At 46.6% G+C, this 18063-nt stretch carries 20 protein-coding genes; 1 reads left to right on the top strand and 19 read right to left on the bottom strand.

Features of this window, described 5'->3' with window-relative positions; all coding sequences use genetic code 11:
- Nucleotides 1–206: 206 nt before the first annotated feature.
- From F458_RS0104640 to F458_RS0104630, 3 genes are all read right to left on the bottom strand, one after another.
- Nucleotides 207–848, bottom strand: coding sequence for an OmpA family protein (locus F458_RS0104640; RefSeq protein WP_018982216.1), 642 nt, complete (start codon nt 846–848; stop codon nt 207–209).
- 170 nt (nt 849–1018) lie between these two features.
- The gene (locus F458_RS0104635; protein ID WP_018982215.1) at nt 1019–2194 is read right to left on the bottom strand and encodes an HD-GYP domain-containing protein; all 1176 of its coding nucleotides are present in this window, start codon (nt 2192–2194) and stop codon (nt 1019–1021) included.
- A 56-nt stretch (nt 2195–2250) separates the two neighbouring features.
- Nucleotides 2251–2589 (bottom strand): MGMT family protein, encoded by a 339-nt coding sequence (locus F458_RS0104630; RefSeq protein WP_018982214.1) that lies wholly within the window; start codon nt 2587–2589, stop codon nt 2251–2253.
- A 31-nt stretch (nt 2590–2620) separates the two neighbouring features.
- Between F458_RS0104630 and F458_RS0104625 the strand changes: the two genes are divergently transcribed.
- Nucleotides 2621–3202, top strand: a complete 582-nt coding sequence (locus F458_RS0104625; RefSeq protein ID WP_026294493.1) for a tRNA-uridine aminocarboxypropyltransferase — start codon at nt 2621–2623, stop codon at nt 3200–3202.
- On the opposite strand, the gene F458_RS0104620 is transcribed toward F458_RS0104625, so the two are convergent.
- From F458_RS0104620 to F458_RS0104545, 16 genes are all read right to left on the bottom strand, one after another.
- Complete coding sequence (locus F458_RS0104620; RefSeq protein ID WP_018982212.1) at nt 3197–4138, bottom strand: hypothetical protein; 942 nt, start codon at nt 4136–4138, stop codon at nt 3197–3199. The two genes, F458_RS0104625 and F458_RS0104620, sit on opposite strands and share 6 nt — an antisense overlap.
- 225 nt (nt 4139–4363) lie before the next feature.
- Nucleotides 4364–4780 (bottom strand): F0F1 ATP synthase subunit epsilon, encoded by a 417-nt coding sequence (locus F458_RS0104615; protein ID WP_018982211.1) that lies wholly within the window; start codon nt 4778–4780, stop codon nt 4364–4366.
- Nucleotides 4781–4845: 65 nt separating this feature from the next.
- Nucleotides 4846–6231 carry a F0F1 ATP synthase subunit beta gene (atpD, locus tag F458_RS0104610; RefSeq protein ID WP_018982210.1) on the bottom strand — a complete coding sequence of 462 codons (1386 nt, stop codon included), beginning with the start codon at nt 6229–6231 and terminating at the stop codon, nt 4846–4848.
- Nucleotides 6232–6264: 33 nt separating this feature from the next.
- Nucleotides 6265–7125: a F0F1 ATP synthase subunit gamma gene (atpG, locus tag F458_RS0104605; protein WP_018982209.1), complete on the bottom strand. Its 861-nt coding sequence runs from the start codon at nt 7123–7125 to the stop codon at nt 6265–6267.
- 53 nt (nt 7126–7178) lie between these two features.
- The gene (gene atpA, locus F458_RS0104600) at nt 7179–8720 is read right to left on the bottom strand and encodes a F0F1 ATP synthase subunit alpha (RefSeq protein WP_018982208.1); all 1542 of its coding nucleotides are present in this window, start codon (nt 8718–8720) and stop codon (nt 7179–7181) included.
- A 13-nt stretch (nt 8721–8733) separates the two neighbouring features.
- Nucleotides 8734–9267: a F0F1 ATP synthase subunit delta gene (atpH, locus tag F458_RS0104595; protein ID WP_018982207.1), complete on the bottom strand. Its 534-nt coding sequence runs from the start codon at nt 9265–9267 to the stop codon at nt 8734–8736.
- Nucleotides 9268–9281: 14 nt separating this feature from the next.
- A complete protein-coding gene (atpF, locus tag F458_RS0104590; RefSeq protein WP_018982206.1) occupies nt 9282–9752 on the bottom strand; it encodes a F0F1 ATP synthase subunit B in 471 nt (156 codons plus the stop codon).
- A 48-nt stretch (nt 9753–9800) separates the two neighbouring features.
- Complete coding sequence (gene atpE / locus F458_RS0104585; protein ID WP_012520222.1) at nt 9801–10022, bottom strand: F0F1 ATP synthase subunit C; 222 nt, start codon at nt 10020–10022, stop codon at nt 9801–9803.
- Nucleotides 10023–10110: 88 nt separating this feature from the next.
- The gene (gene atpB, locus F458_RS0104580) at nt 10111–10971 is read right to left on the bottom strand and encodes a F0F1 ATP synthase subunit A (RefSeq protein WP_018982205.1); all 861 of its coding nucleotides are present in this window, start codon (nt 10969–10971) and stop codon (nt 10111–10113) included.
- A 71-nt stretch (nt 10972–11042) separates the two neighbouring features.
- Nucleotides 11043–11426: an ATP synthase subunit I gene (locus F458_RS0104575; RefSeq protein WP_018982204.1), complete on the bottom strand. Its 384-nt coding sequence runs from the start codon at nt 11424–11426 to the stop codon at nt 11043–11045.
- Nucleotides 11427–11620: 194 nt separating this feature from the next.
- Nucleotides 11621–12505: a ParB/RepB/Spo0J family partition protein gene (locus F458_RS0104570; protein ID WP_018982203.1), complete on the bottom strand. Its 885-nt coding sequence runs from the start codon at nt 12503–12505 to the stop codon at nt 11621–11623.
- A gap of 49 nt (nt 12506–12554) precedes the next feature.
- Entirely contained in the window at nt 12555–13349 is a 795-nt protein-coding gene (locus F458_RS0104565) for a ParA family protein (RefSeq protein ID WP_018982202.1), read from the bottom strand.
- Between the two features lie 13 nt (nt 13350–13362).
- On the bottom strand, nt 13363–13947 hold the full coding sequence (gene rsmG / locus F458_RS0104560) for a 16S rRNA (guanine(527)-N(7))-methyltransferase RsmG (RefSeq protein ID WP_051085001.1): 585 nt from the start codon (nt 13945–13947) through the stop codon (nt 13363–13365).
- 56 nt (nt 13948–14003) lie between these two features.
- Nucleotides 14004–15905, bottom strand: a complete 1902-nt coding sequence (gene mnmG / locus F458_RS0104555; protein ID WP_018982200.1) for a tRNA uridine-5-carboxymethylaminomethyl(34) synthesis enzyme MnmG — start codon at nt 15903–15905, stop codon at nt 14004–14006.
- 488 nt (nt 15906–16393) lie between these two features.
- Nucleotides 16394–17167, bottom strand: coding sequence for a DUF4097 family beta strand repeat-containing protein (locus F458_RS0104550; protein WP_018982199.1), 774 nt, complete (start codon nt 17165–17167; stop codon nt 16394–16396).
- A gap of 69 nt (nt 17168–17236) precedes the next feature.
- A complete protein-coding gene (locus F458_RS0104545; RefSeq protein WP_026294492.1) occupies nt 17237–18061 on the bottom strand; it encodes an ATP-binding protein in 825 nt (274 codons plus the stop codon).
- Between the last annotated feature and the right edge of the window lie 2 nt (nt 18062–18063).

Below are 18063 nucleotides of genomic sequence, written 5' to 3'. Positions count from 1 at the left end.
ACTTGGTGTGATTTACACCACAGTGTAACCTGAGGTTAAAGATCAAGTAAAAGCCTTGATGGCTGCTATTTCTAAACGGTATTTATTGGCGTCATCAGGACGCTTACAAATTGTTCTTTCTGGAGGCGAAAGATAGGATTGCACATACAAAATAGTATTCATTATGCAAATAACAAAAAGGGCGGTAGTAGACCGCCCGACTCTGCTTACGTGTTGTTTTGTGTTAATGGTTGAATCTGTAGCTCTACGCGGCGATTTTGCTGACGATTTTCAGCGCTCGTATTAGGTACTTTGGGCTGAAACTCACCCATTCCCACGGTGGTAATTCGCTGTGGGTTGACATTGAATGAAGTCAGCAGATTTTTAACTGACTGAGCACGCCGTTCTGACAAAGCCTGGTTATACTGTTCGGCACCGGTATCATCGGTGTGCCCCTTGATCATCAGTACAGTTTTTTCGTATTCGTTGATAACCTTGGCAACATCCCTTAGTACCGGGTTGAACTGACCTTTAATCGCAGAGCTGTCAGTGGCAAAGGTAATATCACCGGGCATTATAAGATTTAGGTTATCGCCCTGGCGTTCCACTTGTACGCCGGTGTCAGAAAGCTCTTCACGCAGCGCTTCTTCCTGGCGGTCCATATAGTTACCAATAGCACCACCGGCTATTGCACCTACCGCCGCACCCCAGGCGTAGCGACTTTTATCATTATCGCCGGTTGCTTTACCAAGTAAAGCGCCGGCAACAGCACCAATTGCTGCACCTTTTTGTGTATTAGAAGGGCTGGTTGCACATCCTGATAACGTTACTGCGGCAGCGACTACGCCGGCGATCAATGTTTTTTTCATAACTTCCTCGTTTTTTCACCGTGAAATAATTACCTTAAAAAAAGGGTAACATATTGTATTTCTTAGTAAGTGCAAAAGCTGTTCCATACCACAGACCCGGGTATGGGTGTAGATACCCGGTTTAGTCTCGGTTAAATCCGGGTTGATGCATTATGAGCGTAGGTGATTAGTTACACTGTGACTGAACGTTGGAAAAATGCGTTGAAATCGATATCGTAATCACTGGCGAGTGCTGCACTTTCTATACTGACACGATCATCCTGCGATAAATCGATATCTTTTGGCTCCAGAAAGTGACCGCCACCCAGTGAGTAAAATACTTTGACAACGGGCTTTGCCAGCGACGCATTTTGTTTAACCACCATGGCCAGCTTTTTATTGGAAAGTTTAACCAGACTGCCCACCGGGAAAATACCCATGCATTTAACAAAATTTTCCAGCAAATTTTTATCAAGTTTTTCCGGCGCCTCGCTTAATAAGATTTTTATGGCCTTCTGGGAGGTCATACCGGGTTTATAGCATCTGTCTGCTGTGAGCGCATCGTACATATCAGCAATGGCAAGCATTCGCCCATGCTGGGAAATCTCAGCGGCAGTCTTACCATGTGGATAGCCCAATCCATCTAAACGTTCATGGTGCTCACTCACAATTCGAATGAGGTGGCCGTCCATGTTCGCTTCTTCCAATACGTCAATGCCATACTTCACATGATTTTTCATTTCATCCATTTCTGCATCAGTGAGTTTTCCCCGCTTGTGCAAAATCTCATCCGCCACCTGAATTTTACCCAGATCATGAAGAAAACCTGCGTGAGCAAGGGCTACCACCTCTTCGTCATTCATTCCCAAATAGCGAGCGAAATGCGCCAGTATAATCGCCACGTTTAACGAATGTTCCAGCAGATAATCATCTTTTTCTTTAATTTTTGTTAAACACAGCAAGGCGTCAGGATTTCTGTTGATAGAAGCAACAAGCTTTTGTGAAAACTCTCTAGGAATTTGTTCATCAAAAGAAAGCCCATTGCCTACTGCTTCCAATAGTTCCGACTGGAGTGTTTTGCCCTGCCGATGCAGTTTTTCCGCTGTAATTATCTCGGTGTTGAAGGACGTTTTGTCATGCTTATGTGTGTGGGGGGCAGCCGCGGGTTCAGACTCTGGAGGGTCAACCGGAACGCTGACACGAAGTTTTTTAACGCCCTTTGCCTTTAGGCTATCTACCATGGACTGGGAAGTAACCCGGCCACTGGACGTTACTTTGACAGCACCGGATTGCTCGATAATTTCGATAACCACCATACCCGGACGAAGACCGTTGATTGTGATTGTTTTAGTTATTGACTGATTCATTTACTACACATGTTCACAATGAATAAATTCCCATCAGGCAGAGTAGCTCAACTTACTTAGCCAGACAATTCATGCAGCATTAAATATAACGAAGGTTGCCATTGATACTTGCTCATTTTCACTCGCATACCTTCCACCACCACACCCTCACTGACCAGACGTAAACGCTGTTGCTCACCCTGTTGACCCTGTATGGCGATATGTCCGCTGGCACGCAGTATCCGATGCCAGGGAAGGTGTTGTGAAGCATCTGCTGCTTTTAGCACTTTCGCCACCAGACGCGCCCGCCCGGGTAAGCCTGCCAGATCAGCAACCTGACCATATGATGCGACCTGCCCGGCAGGGATAAGTGAAGCCACCCGATAAATTTGCTGCCACTGTGGATTTTCCTGCATACTTAATCGCTTTGTGTTGGGAGAAAAACTCATGCGACAATATTGCAACGTTTGCAGCTACCCTACATCAACCTGTTTGTGTGAATTTGTAAATTCACAACAAGCGCCGGCTGATATCATTATTTTACAACACGAGCGCGAGACGCTGCATGCAAAAAATACTGCAAGACTGGTCTTGCTTACGCTCAGTAATAGCACGATGGTAAGTGGCAAAACAGCCAGCGATTTTGATAAGATAGCAGAGACGGTGACAAACTCGAAGGCAGCGCTGATTTATCCCGGTGACAATAGTCAGCCGTTGGAAAGCACAGCATTTACTGCTGGCCAGTTTAATACACTCATTTTTTTGGATGGCTCATGGCGTCAGGCCTATGCATTATATTCAATGCTTCCCTGGCTTTGGAATCTGCCTCAATGGCATTTTCGCCACGCGCCGCAATCTGAATATCTGATCCGTCATACCTCGGTGGATAACAGCTTATCTACGCTTGAAGCCGTTGCCTACTCGCTGCAAGCGGGTTACAACGCGCAGACAAAAAATCTTCTAAGCTTACAAAACGCCATGCAGGCCAACTGGCAGGGTCCGACACAGCATCGCCGCAATAGGTTATAACGCCCAATACCAAACCATCGCCAGACCACCAGATGTCGTGACCAATATTTTCATGACGGTATGGCTCAGCACTTCGCAGTTGCAGTCCAGTAACATTCTGCGCTGATCTACCAGCTTATTTATCGCAACCTGCAACGCCTGCTCAGGATATCTTGCGCTGTGTTTTAAAAAGTGCAGCTTGCGCTTATTGCTTTTTAAAGCCTCAGCTTTATAGCGCTGCATTTGCACCGACACTTTAAAATGTCCGATAAACTGATAAAACAGTACCACCAGACAAAGAACAGTCGCTAGCAAAAAAAACAAGGTAAAACGTGGCAGGAAAACAGCACCGACGCTAAATGCTAAAAGCGCGGCACAAATCATACCAATACTTAAGGTATGAATTTGGTAAAAATGGCAGGCAGCATGTAACGAGCTGGCAGAAAATTCACTCTCACTGAAAAAATGGCTGCGCAAAAATCCCGGCACCGTGGCAGATTGCACGATAAAAACTATCGCCACTATAATAAAAGTCAGCAGGACAAGATTAAATCCAGGCTCATCGGGATAGAGCGCTAGCTGAGGGTTCTGTAAACCAGCGATTAGCAGGCAAAGTGCTATTAGCGCGGCAACGCTTGCCTGGTTGCGCAATTGTACGAGTGCTTTTCTGCGATAATAGTTAAGTTTGCACAGCTGACTAACACTTAAAAGGTAACTTACTAAGGCTCGATGTGCTCTACCATGCACATATCGGAGCCCCGTCCACAGCAGGGCTGTGGTTACAAGTAGTACTAACGGCTCTTGTAAGGCACGCAAATGGTCAATACCAGGGATTGAGGGACGGCTATAGATAAATTGCACACTTGCCTGGATGACAAATCCAACAATAAGATAGCAGAAGGGCGGCATCCAGATCCGACTGGTTGCCGGTTGAGGAAGCGGTATTGAAAAATTCATAAGGGCATATTCTACAAACTACGTGAAAATCCCTGATTTTTACGTCGAACTACTTGTGTCCCGTAAGTAGCCTTTACCCGTTGGGCCTGAGCGTGCTGAGATATTTTAGTACGCCCTATAAACTAGCGCCAGGTAATCTAACCTTTTTTTATGACAATTAAGTGATTTTTGGGTAATAAAAAACCCGGCGGACGCCGGGTTTTTCTACTAATCATACTTGCTGACTTACTTTCGCAACTTTTTAAGTAAGCGTAATTGCGCAATGGCCTCGGCCAGTTCCTGCGCAGCTTCTGCGTAGTTGAAATCAGCGCCTGGGTTGGCGATGTGCTCTTCAGCACGACGTTTTGCTTCTTCTGCGGCTTGCTCATCCAAATCTTCTGCACGAACAGCCGTGTCTGCCAGCACGGTTACGTTACCAGGCTGTACCTCTAGTACACCACCTGCCACGTATATGACTTCTTCATCACCGTGTTGTTTTACCAAACGCACCATACCAGGTTTAATTGCAGTGATCAGAGGCGCGTGACCCGGGTGGATACCCAGTTCACCTTCGCTGCCTGTCACCTGTATAGTTTCTACGCGACCAGAAAATATCTCTTCTTCTGCGCTTACTACATCCAGATGAACTGTCATTGCTGCCATTTAAACCTCCAAAGTCGGTAGTCAACGTAATCGAATCAGGCGGCCTTTACAAACCGCCGATCAATTTACGCTTTCTTGGCTTTCTCTGCAGCTTCTTCAATCGAGCCAACCATATAAAAGGCTTGCTCTGGAAGCTCGTCGTACTCACCATCCAGGATTGCTTTAAAGCCACTAATTGTGTCTTTAAGCGGTACATATTTACCTGGTGCACCTGTGAATACTTCTGCTACGAAGAATGGCTGTGACAAGAAACGTTGAATTTTACGAGCACGGGTAACAACCAGTTTGTCTTCTTCTGACAATTCGTCCATACCCAGAATCGCGATGATGTCTTTCAGTTCTTTATAACGCTGAAGAACCGTCTGAACACCGCGAGCAACATCGTAATGTTCCTGACCAATTACCAATGGATCCAACTGACGTGATGTAGAATCAAGAGGGTCTACCGCAGGGTAGATACCAAGAGACGCGATATCACGTGAAAGAACTACCGTTGCATCCAAGTGAGCAAAGGTTGTCGCTGGTGAAGGGTCAGTCAAGTCATCGGCAGGTACATAGACCGCCTGGATTGACGTGATTGAGCCCGTCTTGGTTGATGTAATGCGCTCTTGAAGTACGCCCATTTCTTCAGCCAGTGTAGGCTGATAACCTACCGCTGATGGCATACGTCCTAAAAGTGCTGATACTTCGGTACCGGCCAGAGTATAACGGTAGATGTTATCAACGAAGAACAATACGTCACGTCCTTCGTCACGGAATTTCTCCGCCATCGTCAGACCGGTCAGTGCTACACGCAGACGGTTGCCTGGTGGCTCGTTCATCTGACCGTATACCAGAGATACTTTATCCAGTACGTTGGAGTCATTCATCTCGTGATAAAAATCGTTACCCTCACGGGTACGCTCACCAACACCAGCAAACACGGAATAACCACTATGCTCGATGGCGATGTTACGGATAAGCTCCATCATGTTGACGGTCTTACCTACACCGGCACCACCGAACAGACCAACTTTACCACCTTTTGCGAAGGGGCAAACCAGGTCAATAACTTTAATCCCGGTTTCCAGAATTTCCTGGCTGTTGGACTGCTCTTCGTAACTGGGTGCGGCGCGGTGAATAGACATACGCTCTTCTTCACCGATGGGGCCCGCTTCATCGATAGGGTTACCCAACACATCCATGATGCGGCCAAGCGTTTTGGTGCCTACCGGAACCATGATAGGTCCATTGGTATTTTCAACCGCTAAACCACGCTTAAGCCCGTCGGTGGTACCCATTGCGATTGCCCGCACGATGCCACCGCCTAATTGCTGTTGCACTTCCAGGGTCAGCCCGGATAAGTCACCTTCGGTAACTCGTAGTGCGTCGTATACACCAGGAACCGCATCTTGTGGAAATTCGATATCCACAACGGCGCCGATGATTTGGACGACCTTACCTTGACTCATAATTTGTCCTCATTATCTCTTATAAACCTTTGCCTACACCGCTGCGGCGCCGCTAACAATCTCACTGATTTCTTGTGTGATTGCAGCCTGGCGTGCTTTGTTGTATACCAGTTGTAGATCGTCAATAAGATTGCCGGCATTATCTGTCGCGGCTTTCATTGCTACCATTCGGGCAGCTTGTTCTGACGCAACGTTTTCAACAACGCCCTGATATACCTGAGACTCAACATAGCGAACCATGAGTGATTCCAAAATTTCTTTTGGATCAGGCTCGTAGATATAATCCCAACGGTGCTTATATTCATCGTTTTCTGACTTTGGCAAAGGCAGTAGCTGATTGACCACAGGCGTCTGTGTCATCGTGTTCACAAAGTCATTAAACACTAAATAAACTTTATCCAGCTTACCTTCGTCAAATGCTCTGAGCATGACACGAACAACACCAACAACGTCGCTCACAGATGGTTTGTCGCCCAGCCCCGATTCCGCTGCAAGCAAATTGCCGCCGAACCGATTGAAAAAGGCACATGCCTTAGAGCCCAAGGCTGCAAAATCCACCTCGACCCCTTCATCACGCCATTTTTTGACGTCCTGGGTAACACGCTTAAATTCATTAGTATTTAAGCCACCGCAAAGACCGCGGTCTGTGGAGATCACAATATAGCCAACCCGTTTTACCTCGCGCTCCTCAAGGTAAGGATGACGATATTCCAGGTTACCATTTGCGATATGACCAATCACTTTAAGCATGTTGTGTGCATATGGACGGCCAGTAGCCATTCGTTCCTGCGCCTTTTTCATTTTAGACGCAGCAACCATTTCCATAGCACTGGTAATCTTTTGAGTATTTTTGATACTCCCAATCTTACCTTTTATCTCTTTACCGCTAGCCATGACTATCTCCCGTTAACCCAACAATGTGCTGACTTAACAGTCAGCACCCGTGATTACCACGTTTGTGTCTCTTTGAATTTCTTCAAAGCTTCATCTAACTTGGTAGCAATCTCGTCGTTGTAGTTACCAGATTCATTGATAGTCTTCATCAGGTCAGCGTGCTCACTGTTCATATATGAATGCAGTGCTGCTTCGAAGTCCAGAATCTTGTTAAGCTCAACGCCCTTCAGGAAGCCTTTTTCAACAGCAAACAGTGATACACCCATGTCAGCAATTGACAATGGTGTATATTGCTTTTGTTTCATCAGCTCTGTTACGCGCTCACCGTGCTCCAATTGTTCACGGGTCGCATCGTCAAGGTCAGAAGCAAACTGTGAGAAAGCCGCCAGCTCACGATACTGTGCAAGGGCAAGACGAATACCACCGCCCAGCTTTTTGATGATCTTTGTTTGCGCAGAACCACCAACACGTGATACTGAAACACCGGCGTTAACAGCAGGACGAATACCTGCGTTAAACAAGTCAGTTTCTAAGAAGATCTGACCATCGGTAATTGAGATTACGTTAGTTGGTACGAACGCCGAAACGTCACCAGCCTGGGTTTCAATGATAGGTAACGCGGTTAATGAACCGGTTTTGCCTTTAATCTCACCATCTGTCAGACGCTCAACATAGTGTTCGTTAACACGTGCCGCACGCTCTAGCAAACGAGAGTGTAGATAGAAAACATCACCCGGATAAGCTTCTCGGCCCGGTGGACGCTTTAATAGCAATGAGATTTGACGATAGGCTACTGCCTGCTTAGACAAATCATCATATACAATAAGCGCGTCTTCACCACGGTCACGGAAGTACTCACCCATAGTACAACCAGAGTAAGGTGCAAGGTACTGCAGCGCCGCAGACTCTGATGCAGACGCAGCAACTACAATGGTATGCTCCATCGCACCATGCTCTTGCAGCTTGCGTACTACGTTAGAGATAGTCGATGCTTTCTGACCGATCGCTACATAGACACACTTAATGCCGGTGCCTTTCTGGTTAATAATGGCATCGACAGCCATCGCCGTTTTACCAGTTTGACGGTCACCGATAATAAGTTCCCGCTGACCACGACCAACTGGGATCATTGAATCAACAGACTTATAACCTGTTTGTACTGGCTGATCGACTGATTGACGGTCGATAACGCCAGGTGCAATTTTTTCAACAGGTTCAAAAGTTGCTGCATCAATAGCACCTTTGCCATCGATAGGCTCACCCAGTGTGTTTACAACACGACCCAGCAAACCATTACCAACCGGTACTTCAAGGATACGTCCTGATGATTGTACCTTAGTGCCTTCTGTCAGGTCCGCGTAAGGACCCATTACAACTGCACCAACTGAGTCGCGCTCAAGGTTTAGTGCAATCGCATAACGACCGCCAGGAAGCTCAATCATTTCACCCTGCATGACATCTGCAAGGCCATGGATACGGATAATACCGTCTGTAACAGCAACGATTGTTCCTTCGTTGCGTGCTTCACTGCTTACATTGAACTGTTCAATTCTTTTCTTGATCAGTTCTGCAATTTCAGTGGAATTAAGTTGCATGCTCTTATCCCCGTTATGCTTGCAACGTGTCTGCCAGACGTTCCAGTTTTGCTTTCACTGAGCCGTCGATAACTGTATCGCCGGCCTGGACTACAAAACCGGCAATCAGGGCAGGATTCACATTGCAATTAAGCTTCACTTTACGTGCCAAACGTTCTTCTAATGTTGCCTTAATGTGTGTCTGTTGCTGCGCGTTCAACTCTGTAGCCGAGGTTAAGTCAACCTCTACTTCTTTGTCGTATTCCGCTTTAAACGCAGTAAACATCTCACTAATTTCAGGTAAGGCAAGCAAACGTTCATTTTCTGCCAGAACCTGTAAAAAGTTCTGACCATGTTGATCGAGTTGTTCACCGCAGATGTTGATAAACATCTCTGCTACAGTCTCTGCCGCAACGGCACCAGTTAAGTACTGATGCATTTCATCGTTGCTGGCTACCTGACCGGCAAAACTCAACATCTCATGCCACTTAGGCACGGCGTTGTGCTCGACCGCAAAATCGAAAGCAGCTTTAGCGTATGGACGAGCAACGGTTGTCAATTCAGACATGGCTCATCTCCTCTTTAAAGCTCAGCGACAAGTTTTTCAACAATGTCGTTTTGTGCTTGAGCATCGATTTCACGTTGAAGAATGCGCTCAGCACCGCGCACTGCCAAAGCAGCGACCTGTTTGCGTAATTCTTCTTTGGCACGATTGCGTTCAGCTTCAATTTCGGCATAACCGGCAGCGACAATTTTTTCGCGCTCGGCCTGACCCTTTTGCGTTTCTTCATCAACAAGTTGATTACCACGCTTCTTGGCCTGTTCGATAATTTCAGCTGCTTGCGCTTTCGCCTCTTTTAATTGCTCGGTGGCTTTTTCCCGGGCAAGTTCAAGGTCTTTCTCAGCACGATCAGAAGCCTCCAGGCCATCGGCAATCTTCTTCTGACGTTCTTCGATCGCGCTCAGCAATGGTGGCCATACGTACTTCATGCAGAACCACACAAAGACGATGAACGCGATTAATTGACCTATTAGAGTGGCGTTAATATTCACAACCGCTCCTCCTCATAATGTTCGCTAATAGACTGTAAGTTTAAGAAATTAAGCACCAACAGCGAACAGAAGGTAAAGAGCGATACCAACACCAATCATCGCGATGGCGTCAATAAGACCCGCTACGATGAACATCTTAACTTGCAGTTGAGGAGCCAGCTCTGGTTGACGTGCAGCAGATTCTAAGAATTTACCACCCAGCAAACCAAAACCAATAGCAGTACCCAGGGCACCCAGACCGATTAATAGTGCAACAGCGATGTATAACATTTACGTCTCCGATTTAAGTTAAATTTAAAGTTGAAAGTTAAACTTGATGGTAACAGCAGGCAATTATCCCGCTGTTACCGCTACTTCTTTAATGATCTTCGTGAGCCAGACTCAGATACACGATGGTTAACATCATGAAAATAAAGGCCTGGAGAACGATAACCAAAATATGGAACACCGCCCACGGGAAGTGCAGTGGTAATTGCCAAAGACCCAGGGTCGCGATAAGAATAAAAATAAGTTCGCCGGCATACAGGTTGCCAAATAAACGCAGAGCCAAAGAGAACGGTCGTGCTAACAGGGTAACAGTCTCTAGCACAAAGTTTACCGGAATAAACGCCCAATGATTAAACGGTTGCATGGTAAGCTCTTTAGTAAAGCCACCAATACCTTTAATCTTAATGGAATAAAAGAGAATTAGCGCAAATACACCTAAACCTAACGCCAGTGGCAGGTTGAGATCTGTAGTGGGAACCACTTTCATATATACATGGTGGGGATCGACGCCGGTAGTTGCCGCACCAATCTGACCCGCTGCCCACGGCAAGAAGTCAACTGGCACCAAGTCCATGAGGTTCATCAAAAACACCCAGACAAAGATGGTGAGGCCCAGTGGCGCTACCATTTTACTTTTACCATGAAAAGAATCACGCACGTTGTCATTGACAAATTCTACTGTCATTTCAACAAATGCCTGTGTTTTGCTTGGTACTCCGGTAGTTGCATTCTTACCTACGCGACGGAAGAACCACAAAAAAATCACGCCTAATAGAATAGACCAGGCCAGGGTATCAATATGCCATACCCAAAACCCGGCTTCCTGACACGCAGTCGCTGCTTCTTCCAATGCCATACCATAGTTTGTCTGCAGACCATCGTCTGTCATACACATGGTGGCATTGGTCAAGTGATGGACAATATACTCTTGTGTTGTTTGCTCAGATGCCATGTTTTAACCCAAAGTTGAAAGTGTAAAATTGGTTCAGCGCTTCATGGCCTTATCGGGCCGGCAACTTTTTTTTATTGTTTGTGCTGCTGAAGCAAAGCCAGCCAATAGCTGACAGTTGCTATTGCAAAGCCGCCGAATAAGGCGAGGGGGGCGACATTTAGCCCTTTAAATGCAATAACAAACAAAATAAAACTTATAGCCAGTTTGATCTTCGCTCCCTGACTAAAACTCCGGGCAACCTGTTGATTTTGTCGGGCCCCGGCGTATCTAAATGCAAATACGGCAAAAATACTATTTGGCAGAATACTTATTAACGCCCCCATCATCAGCGAAAGTGCCTGATGTGAACCACTTGCCAGCCAGACGAGCATCGCCATTATCGTTGATACCAGAAGCTGCGCCGCAAATGCTTTTTTGGCCAGGTTTTTACCCTCTCGGGCCAAGTCATTTTGCACGGCGAATCTCTTTTGCTTCTGCTCAACCGAAAAGCGTCAGAAGTATACTGTTTTACCGATATTTTTCAACAGCACATCGCATTTTGAAAGTGATTATGAAAATTTTCTGTCTGAATTTCGTTACGCAGTTCAACAACGCATAATTTTTTGTTCACTTTACATACAGATAATTAAACATTGTTGCGCACTGGATACTAGTGGATTTTTGATAAAATTCCGTCCAGCTGTTCCAGGTCACTGAAACTAATAGTTATTTTTCCTTTGCCCCGGGCGTTGTGGTCGATGTTTACCGGTGTGCCCAAATTCTCAGACAATTTGGTCATCAGATTCTTTACATCGGGGTCTATTTTCTTTTCTGGTTTCGGTGCGACGGGTTCTAAATACCTGCGCACCAGTTTTTCAGTATCACGCACGGTGAGTGCTTTTCCTGAGACTACCTGCGCAGCTTCGGTTTGCTGTTCACCGTCAAGAGCAAGCAGAGCTCGCGCATGACCCATCTCAATATCACCATGTTCAAGTAACAGTTTCACATCATCATTGAGATTATTTAAGCGCAACAGATTGGTAACCGACGTGCGGGATTTACCTACCGCTTCAGCAACTTCGGCATGGGTTAGTTCGAACTCTTTCATGAGCCGGCTAAGAGCCTGGGCTTCTTCCATTGCATTAAGATCTTCGCGCTGAATGTTTTCAATCAGTGCAATTGCTACGGCCGCTTCGTCAGGTACATCTTTAATCAGACAGGGCACCGTGTCGAGCTGTGCCATCTGCGCAGCGCGCCAGCGTCGTTCACCGGCAATTATTTCGTAACTGTTAGTATCTAGCTGACGCGCAACAATAGGCTGAATAACACCCTGAGAGCGAATCGATGAGGCCAATTCTTCCAAAGCATCCGGTGACATATCTTTGCGAGGCTGATATTTGCCCGGTTTGAAATATTCAATGGGCAATTTTCTCAGTTCTGATTCCACGGATGTCAGGTCTGACGCTTCTTGCTGTTGGTGTTTCTGTGTTGAAGACTGACTGGTCGCCAACAGGGCATCCAGTCCTCGCCCAAGTCCTCTTTTTTTCGCTGACATAGTTTCCTCAATAACTCACAAAATACCGCCAGTGGCTGACAGTATCAAATCAACAGGCCTTGGCGGCCTGCATACCAGCTTTGTCCCGCCGCCGAAGTATTTCTCCGGCTAGCGCCAGATAGGCTTTTGCACCCGTTGACGATTTATCATAATACATTGCTGGTGCGCCGAAACTCGGCGCTTCAGCAAGCCGGACATTGCGTGGAATTACAGTACGGTAGACCTGCTCACCGAAATGCCGTTTCAACTGTTCTGACACATCGTTGGCCAACCGGTTACGGGGGTCATACATGGTTCTTAACACCCCCTCTATTTTCAAATCCGGATTGACCACCGAAGCCAGCTTGGAAATTGTATCCATCAATGCGGTCAGGCCTTCCAGGGCATAATACTCACATTGCATAGGTACCAGCACTGAATCGGCTGCGGCCAATGCATTGACGGTTAACTGGTTTAACGAAGGGGGACAATCAATGAAAATAAAATCATAATAATCCATGACCGGTTTCAGTGAGTTTCGCAACCGCACTTCCCGTGCAAACATCTCCATCAGCTTTATCTCAGCCGCGGTGACATCCCCATTGGCCGGAATAATATCGTACTTACCAGTTGTATCTTTAACGATGACCTCTTCAGCAGGACGTTCTTCAATCAAGAGTTCAAAACAGGTTGCAGGTACATCGTATTTGTCGACGCCACTACCCATGGTGGCATTGCCTTGTGGATCGAGATCGATAAGCAACACTTTGCGCTTTGTTGCTGCCATAGACGCTGCAACATTGACTGCCGTAGTGGTTTTCCCCACGCCGCCTTTTTGATTCGCTATTGCGATAACCTTAGCCACACTTAAATCCTGTTTATGCTTTTTGAATCATCACCAAATGGCGCTCGCCCACAAGATCCGGCACTTCCAGCGACAACACAGATTCAATACGAAAGTGATCACTCACTTCATCAATCTCATTTTGCGGGAATTGACCTTTCAGCGCAAAGTATTTGCCCTCTGAATCTACCAGATGTTCGCACCAGTGCAACATATCTTTCAACGATGCGAAGGCACGGCTTAATACAATATCATATGGCGCATGATCTGTGTGTGCTTCCACACGTTCATGCACACATTCTACATTTTCAAGCTTAAGCTCGTGAACACATTGCTTCATAAATCGAACGCGTTTACCAAGACTATCCAGCAGCGTAAAACGGGTTTCTGGCAGCACTATAGCAAGTGGCATTCCCGGCAGACCGGGGCCCGTTCCCACATCAATGACAGAATGAGCAGTGATATGCGGCATAATACTCAGTGAATCCAGTAAGTGTTTAACCACCATCTGCTCAGGATCGCGAACTGAGGTTAAGTTATACGCCCTGTTCCACTTATGCATAAGTACTACATAATCAATAAGTTTTTGCTGACGGGGCTGAGGGATAACCAACCCCATACTTTTAATGCCGCCAGCCAGAATGCGGGCAAGTTTATCAGTATCTACGGCTGTACTCACGCGCTGATACGCTCCTGTTTACGCAATAATCCATGTTTTTTGAGATAAACCAGCAACAGTGAAATAGCCGCTGGCGTAATGCCAGAAATCCGCGATGCTTTACCAATCGTTTCAGGGCGGGCTTCCGTTAGCTTAGAAACCACCTCATTGGAAAGACCGGATATTTTGCTGTAATCAAAATCACGGGGCAGCAAGGTGCTTTCATGACGTTGTGCTTTGGCAATTTCATCCAGCTGGCGGGCAATATAACCGGCATATTTGATCTGGATTTCCACTTGTTGCGCGGCAATCGGATCCTCAATCCCCGGACCAAGCTGCTGGATTTGCATGAGCTTTTCATAGGTCATTTCAGGCCGACGAATAAGCTCTTCAAGGGAATGTTCGCGGCTTACCGGATTTTTAAGCATTGTGTTTAGCTCCTGAACAGCCGGATGCTCAGGATATACCCACTGACCGCGTAGCCGTTGCTGTTCAGTCTGGACTGCTTCCATTTTTTGATTAAACGACGCCCAGCGAGCATCATCCACCAGCCCGATCTCACGACCTAACGCTGTAAGACGCATATCTGCGTTATCTTCACGCAATAGCAGACGATACTCTGCACGGCTGGTAAACATCCGATATGGTTCCTTGGTGCCCATGGTCGCCAGATCGTCAATCAACACCCCCATGTAAGCCTGATCCCGTCGCAAAATCAGTGGATCTTTACCCGCCACCTGAAGTGCTGCATTAGCGCCGGCGACAAGCCCCTGGGCACCTGCTTCCTCGTAGCCCGTAGTACCATTTATCTGTCCGGCAAAAAACAAGCCGTTGATATATTTTGTTTCCAGTGTTTGTTTCAAATCACGGGGATCGAAAAAGTCATACTCAATGGCATAGCCGGGTCTGACAATATGCGCATTTTCAAAGCCCCTGATAGATCTGACAAGCTCGATTTGAACATCAAAAGGCAAACTGGTGGAAATCCCATTGGGATAAACCTCCATACTGTTTAGTCCTTCTGGTTCCACGAAGATCTGATGCGAATTCTTGTCAGCAAAACGGGTAATCTTATCTTCGATACTTGGACAATAACGCGGGCCGGTTCCTTCGATAACACCGGTAAACATCGGGGAACGATCTAAGCCACCGCGGATTATGTCATGGGTTTTTTCATTGGTATGCGTGATGTAACACGGGATCTGAGTAGGGTGCATTGCCCGATTTCCCATAAAGGAAACCACGGGCACCGGATCATCACCCGGTTGTGCCTGCATTTGCGAAAAATCCAGGCTGCGCGCATCTAAACGTGCCGGGGTACCGGTTTTAAGACGATCCACTCGAAACGGCAGTGCCCGTAAGCGATCAGCAAGCGCGATGGAAGGCGGATCCCCGGCCCGGCCGCCGCGATAGTTTTCAAGTCCGATATGGATCGTGCCACCCAGGAACGTGCCGACTGTAAGTACCACCGATTTAGCCTTAAACTTCAGGCCCATCTGAGTAACCACACCGGTGACCTGATCATTCTCAACAATCAGATCATCGCAGCTTTGCTGAAATAGTGTGAGGTTGGGTTGTTGTTCAACCATGGTTCTGATCGCCTGACGGTATAGCGTCCGATCAGCCTGAGCTCGGGTGGCACGTACTGCCGGACCCTTGCTTGAATTTAACGTTCTGAACTGGATACCCGCCTGATCAGTTGCCAGCCCCATAACGCCGCCCAGAGCATCGATCTCTTTTACCAAATGTCCTTTACCAATGCCGCCGATCGCCGGATTGCAGGACATTTGTCCGATCGTTTCGATATTGTGAGTCAGCAACAGGGTATTTGTCCCCATGCGTGCAGATGCCATAGCGGCTTCCGTGCCTGCATGACCGCCACCAACTACGATGACGTCAAATTCTTGCTGATAAAACATGATAAACCTCACAGATGCAAAGGATATAAATAGATCCGGACCTTTGGTAAAAAGGGCGCGTATTTTAGCTGACTTGGAGCATAAAGAAAACGCTTAAATTTTCCTCACGGCAATGTGAAAAGTGAGATGGGGCAAGGCTTATATATAATATGATCTTTTAAGATCTTATTTATTTTTATTACTATTAGGATCGACAAGATCTGTTGATAAGCGATCATTCTTCATAGATCACAGGATCTTACGCCAAGGATAACTCATGTATGGGATCGATCATAACGGGTCTGGATCTTGTGTATAAACCCCCTATTTATCCACACCCGGGATTTTCAAAAATTTTGTTCCTGTTGCGATCAGAGCTTATACACAGGGCTTTTGGGGATCATATCCACAACCGTGATCAAAGTGTGATCGACATGGGGATAAGTTGTCAATGAGATCGGGATAATGATCAAAAAAAGGCCGCTTTTAACGGCCTGTAGAGCGATCGGTCAAAACCTCTGGATCTTTTCCACATAGATCGAACCGCCCGAGGTATTTAGATCTACTTCTGGTCCACCGTCATTAATTTTTCCGGCTATTTGTTGTTCAGATTGTGACCCATCAACCTGCCACTGACTGCTAACTCGACCGCCACTAGTATTCGCTTTCAGATCTATACGGCTATTTTCCGCAAATTTTGCCATTATTGAACCACCTGAAGTATGTAAACGGATAGCTTGATCAGGCTGACTATGAAGCAGAAGATCTATGTTGCCACCTGATGTATGTCCATCGATCCGGCCTTGAACATTTACGAGCTCCAGCGAACCGCCTGAAGTTTTTATATTAATGTTTCCTGTTATGTCTTTTGTACTAATTTTGCCGCCGGATGTGCGGGCTTCTACCTGGCCATTAAGGTTGGCTATCTGAATATCACCGCCTGCGGTATCAAGATCAACGTTATATTGACTGGGCAGGGTGATTTGATACTGAACATCCAGAGAGCTGCTGTGCCAATTGCCATCACGTTCACCCTCAATGGAAAGGCCGTCGTCGTTATTCTCGAATGATACCGAAAATTCGTTATCGGTATTATGTATATCAATCTCAATGTTTATCGTGTTTTCGGCGTGTGTAGTAACTTCAACGGACCCCGCTTCAGTGCGTAGTGTCAACGTGCCATTGGGACGGGTATCAAACGTTTTTGAAATGTGTTCGGCAAGCACATTTGTGCTTAATAATGAAAGGCCTAATGCTGTGCAAAAAGAGCGTCGTGTGATCATAGTGTTTACTCCATCAAGGTTATAAACACTATGTCGTATACAAACGGGAAAAGGTTTAAACGAGCAAAATTATCTAACCTGATTTGGCTGATAACGTGAGCCGGATGCGCTGGAAGGTTCCGCATCTTCTGCTACAAGTCCTTTGCGTCGGCTGGGCCCGGAAAAACGTACCCGGTAAGTATCGTACTCACGAATACTTTCAAAACAGTAGCGGCCAACGGCATGCTCCAGCTCCGCGAGATTGTGGTTGGTTATTAAAATACAATTCTTTTTGTTCACCAGTCGCTGTCTAAGCAAGTTCCCCAGCCAGCTTTGCGTGTTCTTTTTAAGCACGGTTTCATTTACACAGACTTCATCCAGAATGAGTAGGTCGACTTCTAACAGCTCCTGATGCGCTTCCCTGAATTTTTGACCGACATTATCTTTTGCGCTGAAATCGTAAGAAAAGTAACGCATCTCAAGCAGCGTAGATAACTGGCGATAGAGCACACTGATTTCATACTGCTCGATAAGCTGATGGGCAATAGCGCCGGCGATATGAGACTTGCCACGCCCGTAATCACCATAAAATAACATCATGTGCGAACCCGCCTGGCGCCAGGACGGATCATCATGAGCAGCAATGAAAGAATGAGCAATGCTGACAGCCTCAATAACATCCTCACTGTCTTCTACTAAGTTAGCGAATGTCCAGTGAGGGTTTAAATCAGAGCGTCCGTGAATGGCCGCGATCCGATCTTTCTTTGAAGCGCTTTGCAACTGACGGATCTCCGCATTTGCTTGTTGCTCATATTGTTTTCGCAGCGTTTTATAGTCAATATATTCACTTTCCTGAACAGCTGCTTTGCCCATCGCGCGGGCGAGATTATTTATACGATCTTTTATCGATTCCATAA

This window comes from Salinimonas chungwhensis DSM 16280 (assembly GCF_000378185.1).
In the GTDB taxonomy this organism is placed as follows: Bacteria; Pseudomonadota; Gammaproteobacteria; order Enterobacterales; family Alteromonadaceae; genus Alteromonas; species Alteromonas chungwhensis.
This window is presented reverse-complemented; position numbering and strand designations above follow the sequence as displayed.

Coding starts and splice junctions, on each gene's coding strand:
- F458_RS0104545 (WP_026294492.1), bottom strand. CDS start 18,061: ATGGAATCGATAAAAGATCGTATAAATAATCTCGCCCGCGCGATGGGC.
- F458_RS0104625 (WP_026294493.1), top strand. CDS start 2,621: ATGCGACAATATTGCAACGTTTGCAGCTACCCTACATCAACCTGTTTG.
- F458_RS0104570 (WP_018982203.1), bottom strand. CDS start 12,505: ATGTCAGCGAAAAAAAGAGGACTTGGGCGAGGACTGGATGCCCTGTTG.
- atpE (WP_012520222.1), bottom strand. CDS start 10,022: ATGTTATACATCGCTGTTGCACTATTAATCGGTCTGGGTGCCCTGGGT.
- F458_RS0104620 (WP_018982212.1), bottom strand. CDS start 4,138: ATGAATTTTTCAATACCGCTTCCTCAACCGGCAACCAGTCGGATCTGG.
- F458_RS0104550 (WP_018982199.1), bottom strand. CDS start 17,167: ATGATCACACGACGCTCTTTTTGCACAGCATTAGGCCTTTCATTATTA.
- F458_RS0104640 (WP_018982216.1), bottom strand. CDS start 848: ATGAAAAAAACATTGATCGCCGGCGTAGTCGCTGCCGCAGTAACGTTA.
- rsmG (WP_051085001.1), bottom strand. CDS start 13,947: ATGGGGTTGGTTATCCCTCAGCCCCGTCAGCAAAAACTTATTGATTAT.
- atpH (WP_018982207.1), bottom strand. CDS start 9,267: ATGTCTGAATTGACAACCGTTGCTCGTCCATACGCTAAAGCTGCTTTC.
- mnmG (WP_018982200.1), bottom strand. CDS start 15,905: ATGTTTTATCAGCAAGAATTTGACGTCATCGTAGTTGGTGGCGGTCAT.
- atpB (WP_018982205.1), bottom strand. CDS start 10,971: ATGGCATCTGAGCAAACAACACAAGAGTATATTGTCCATCACTTGACC.
- atpD (WP_018982210.1), bottom strand. CDS start 6,231: ATGAGTCAAGGTAAGGTCGTCCAAATCATCGGCGCCGTTGTGGATATC.
- atpA (WP_018982208.1), bottom strand. CDS start 8,720: ATGCAACTTAATTCCACTGAAATTGCAGAACTGATCAAGAAAAGAATT.
- atpG (WP_018982209.1), bottom strand. CDS start 7,125: ATGGCTAGCGGTAAAGAGATAAAAGGTAAGATTGGGAGTATCAAAAAT.
- F458_RS0104615 (WP_018982211.1), bottom strand. CDS start 4,780: ATGGCAGCAATGACAGTTCATCTGGATGTAGTAAGCGCAGAAGAAGAG.
- F458_RS0104630 (WP_018982214.1), bottom strand. CDS start 2,589: ATGCAGGAAAATCCACAGTGGCAGCAAATTTATCGGGTGGCTTCACTT.
- F458_RS0104635 (WP_018982215.1), bottom strand. CDS start 2,194: ATGAATCAGTCAATAACTAAAACAATCACAATCAACGGTCTTCGTCCG.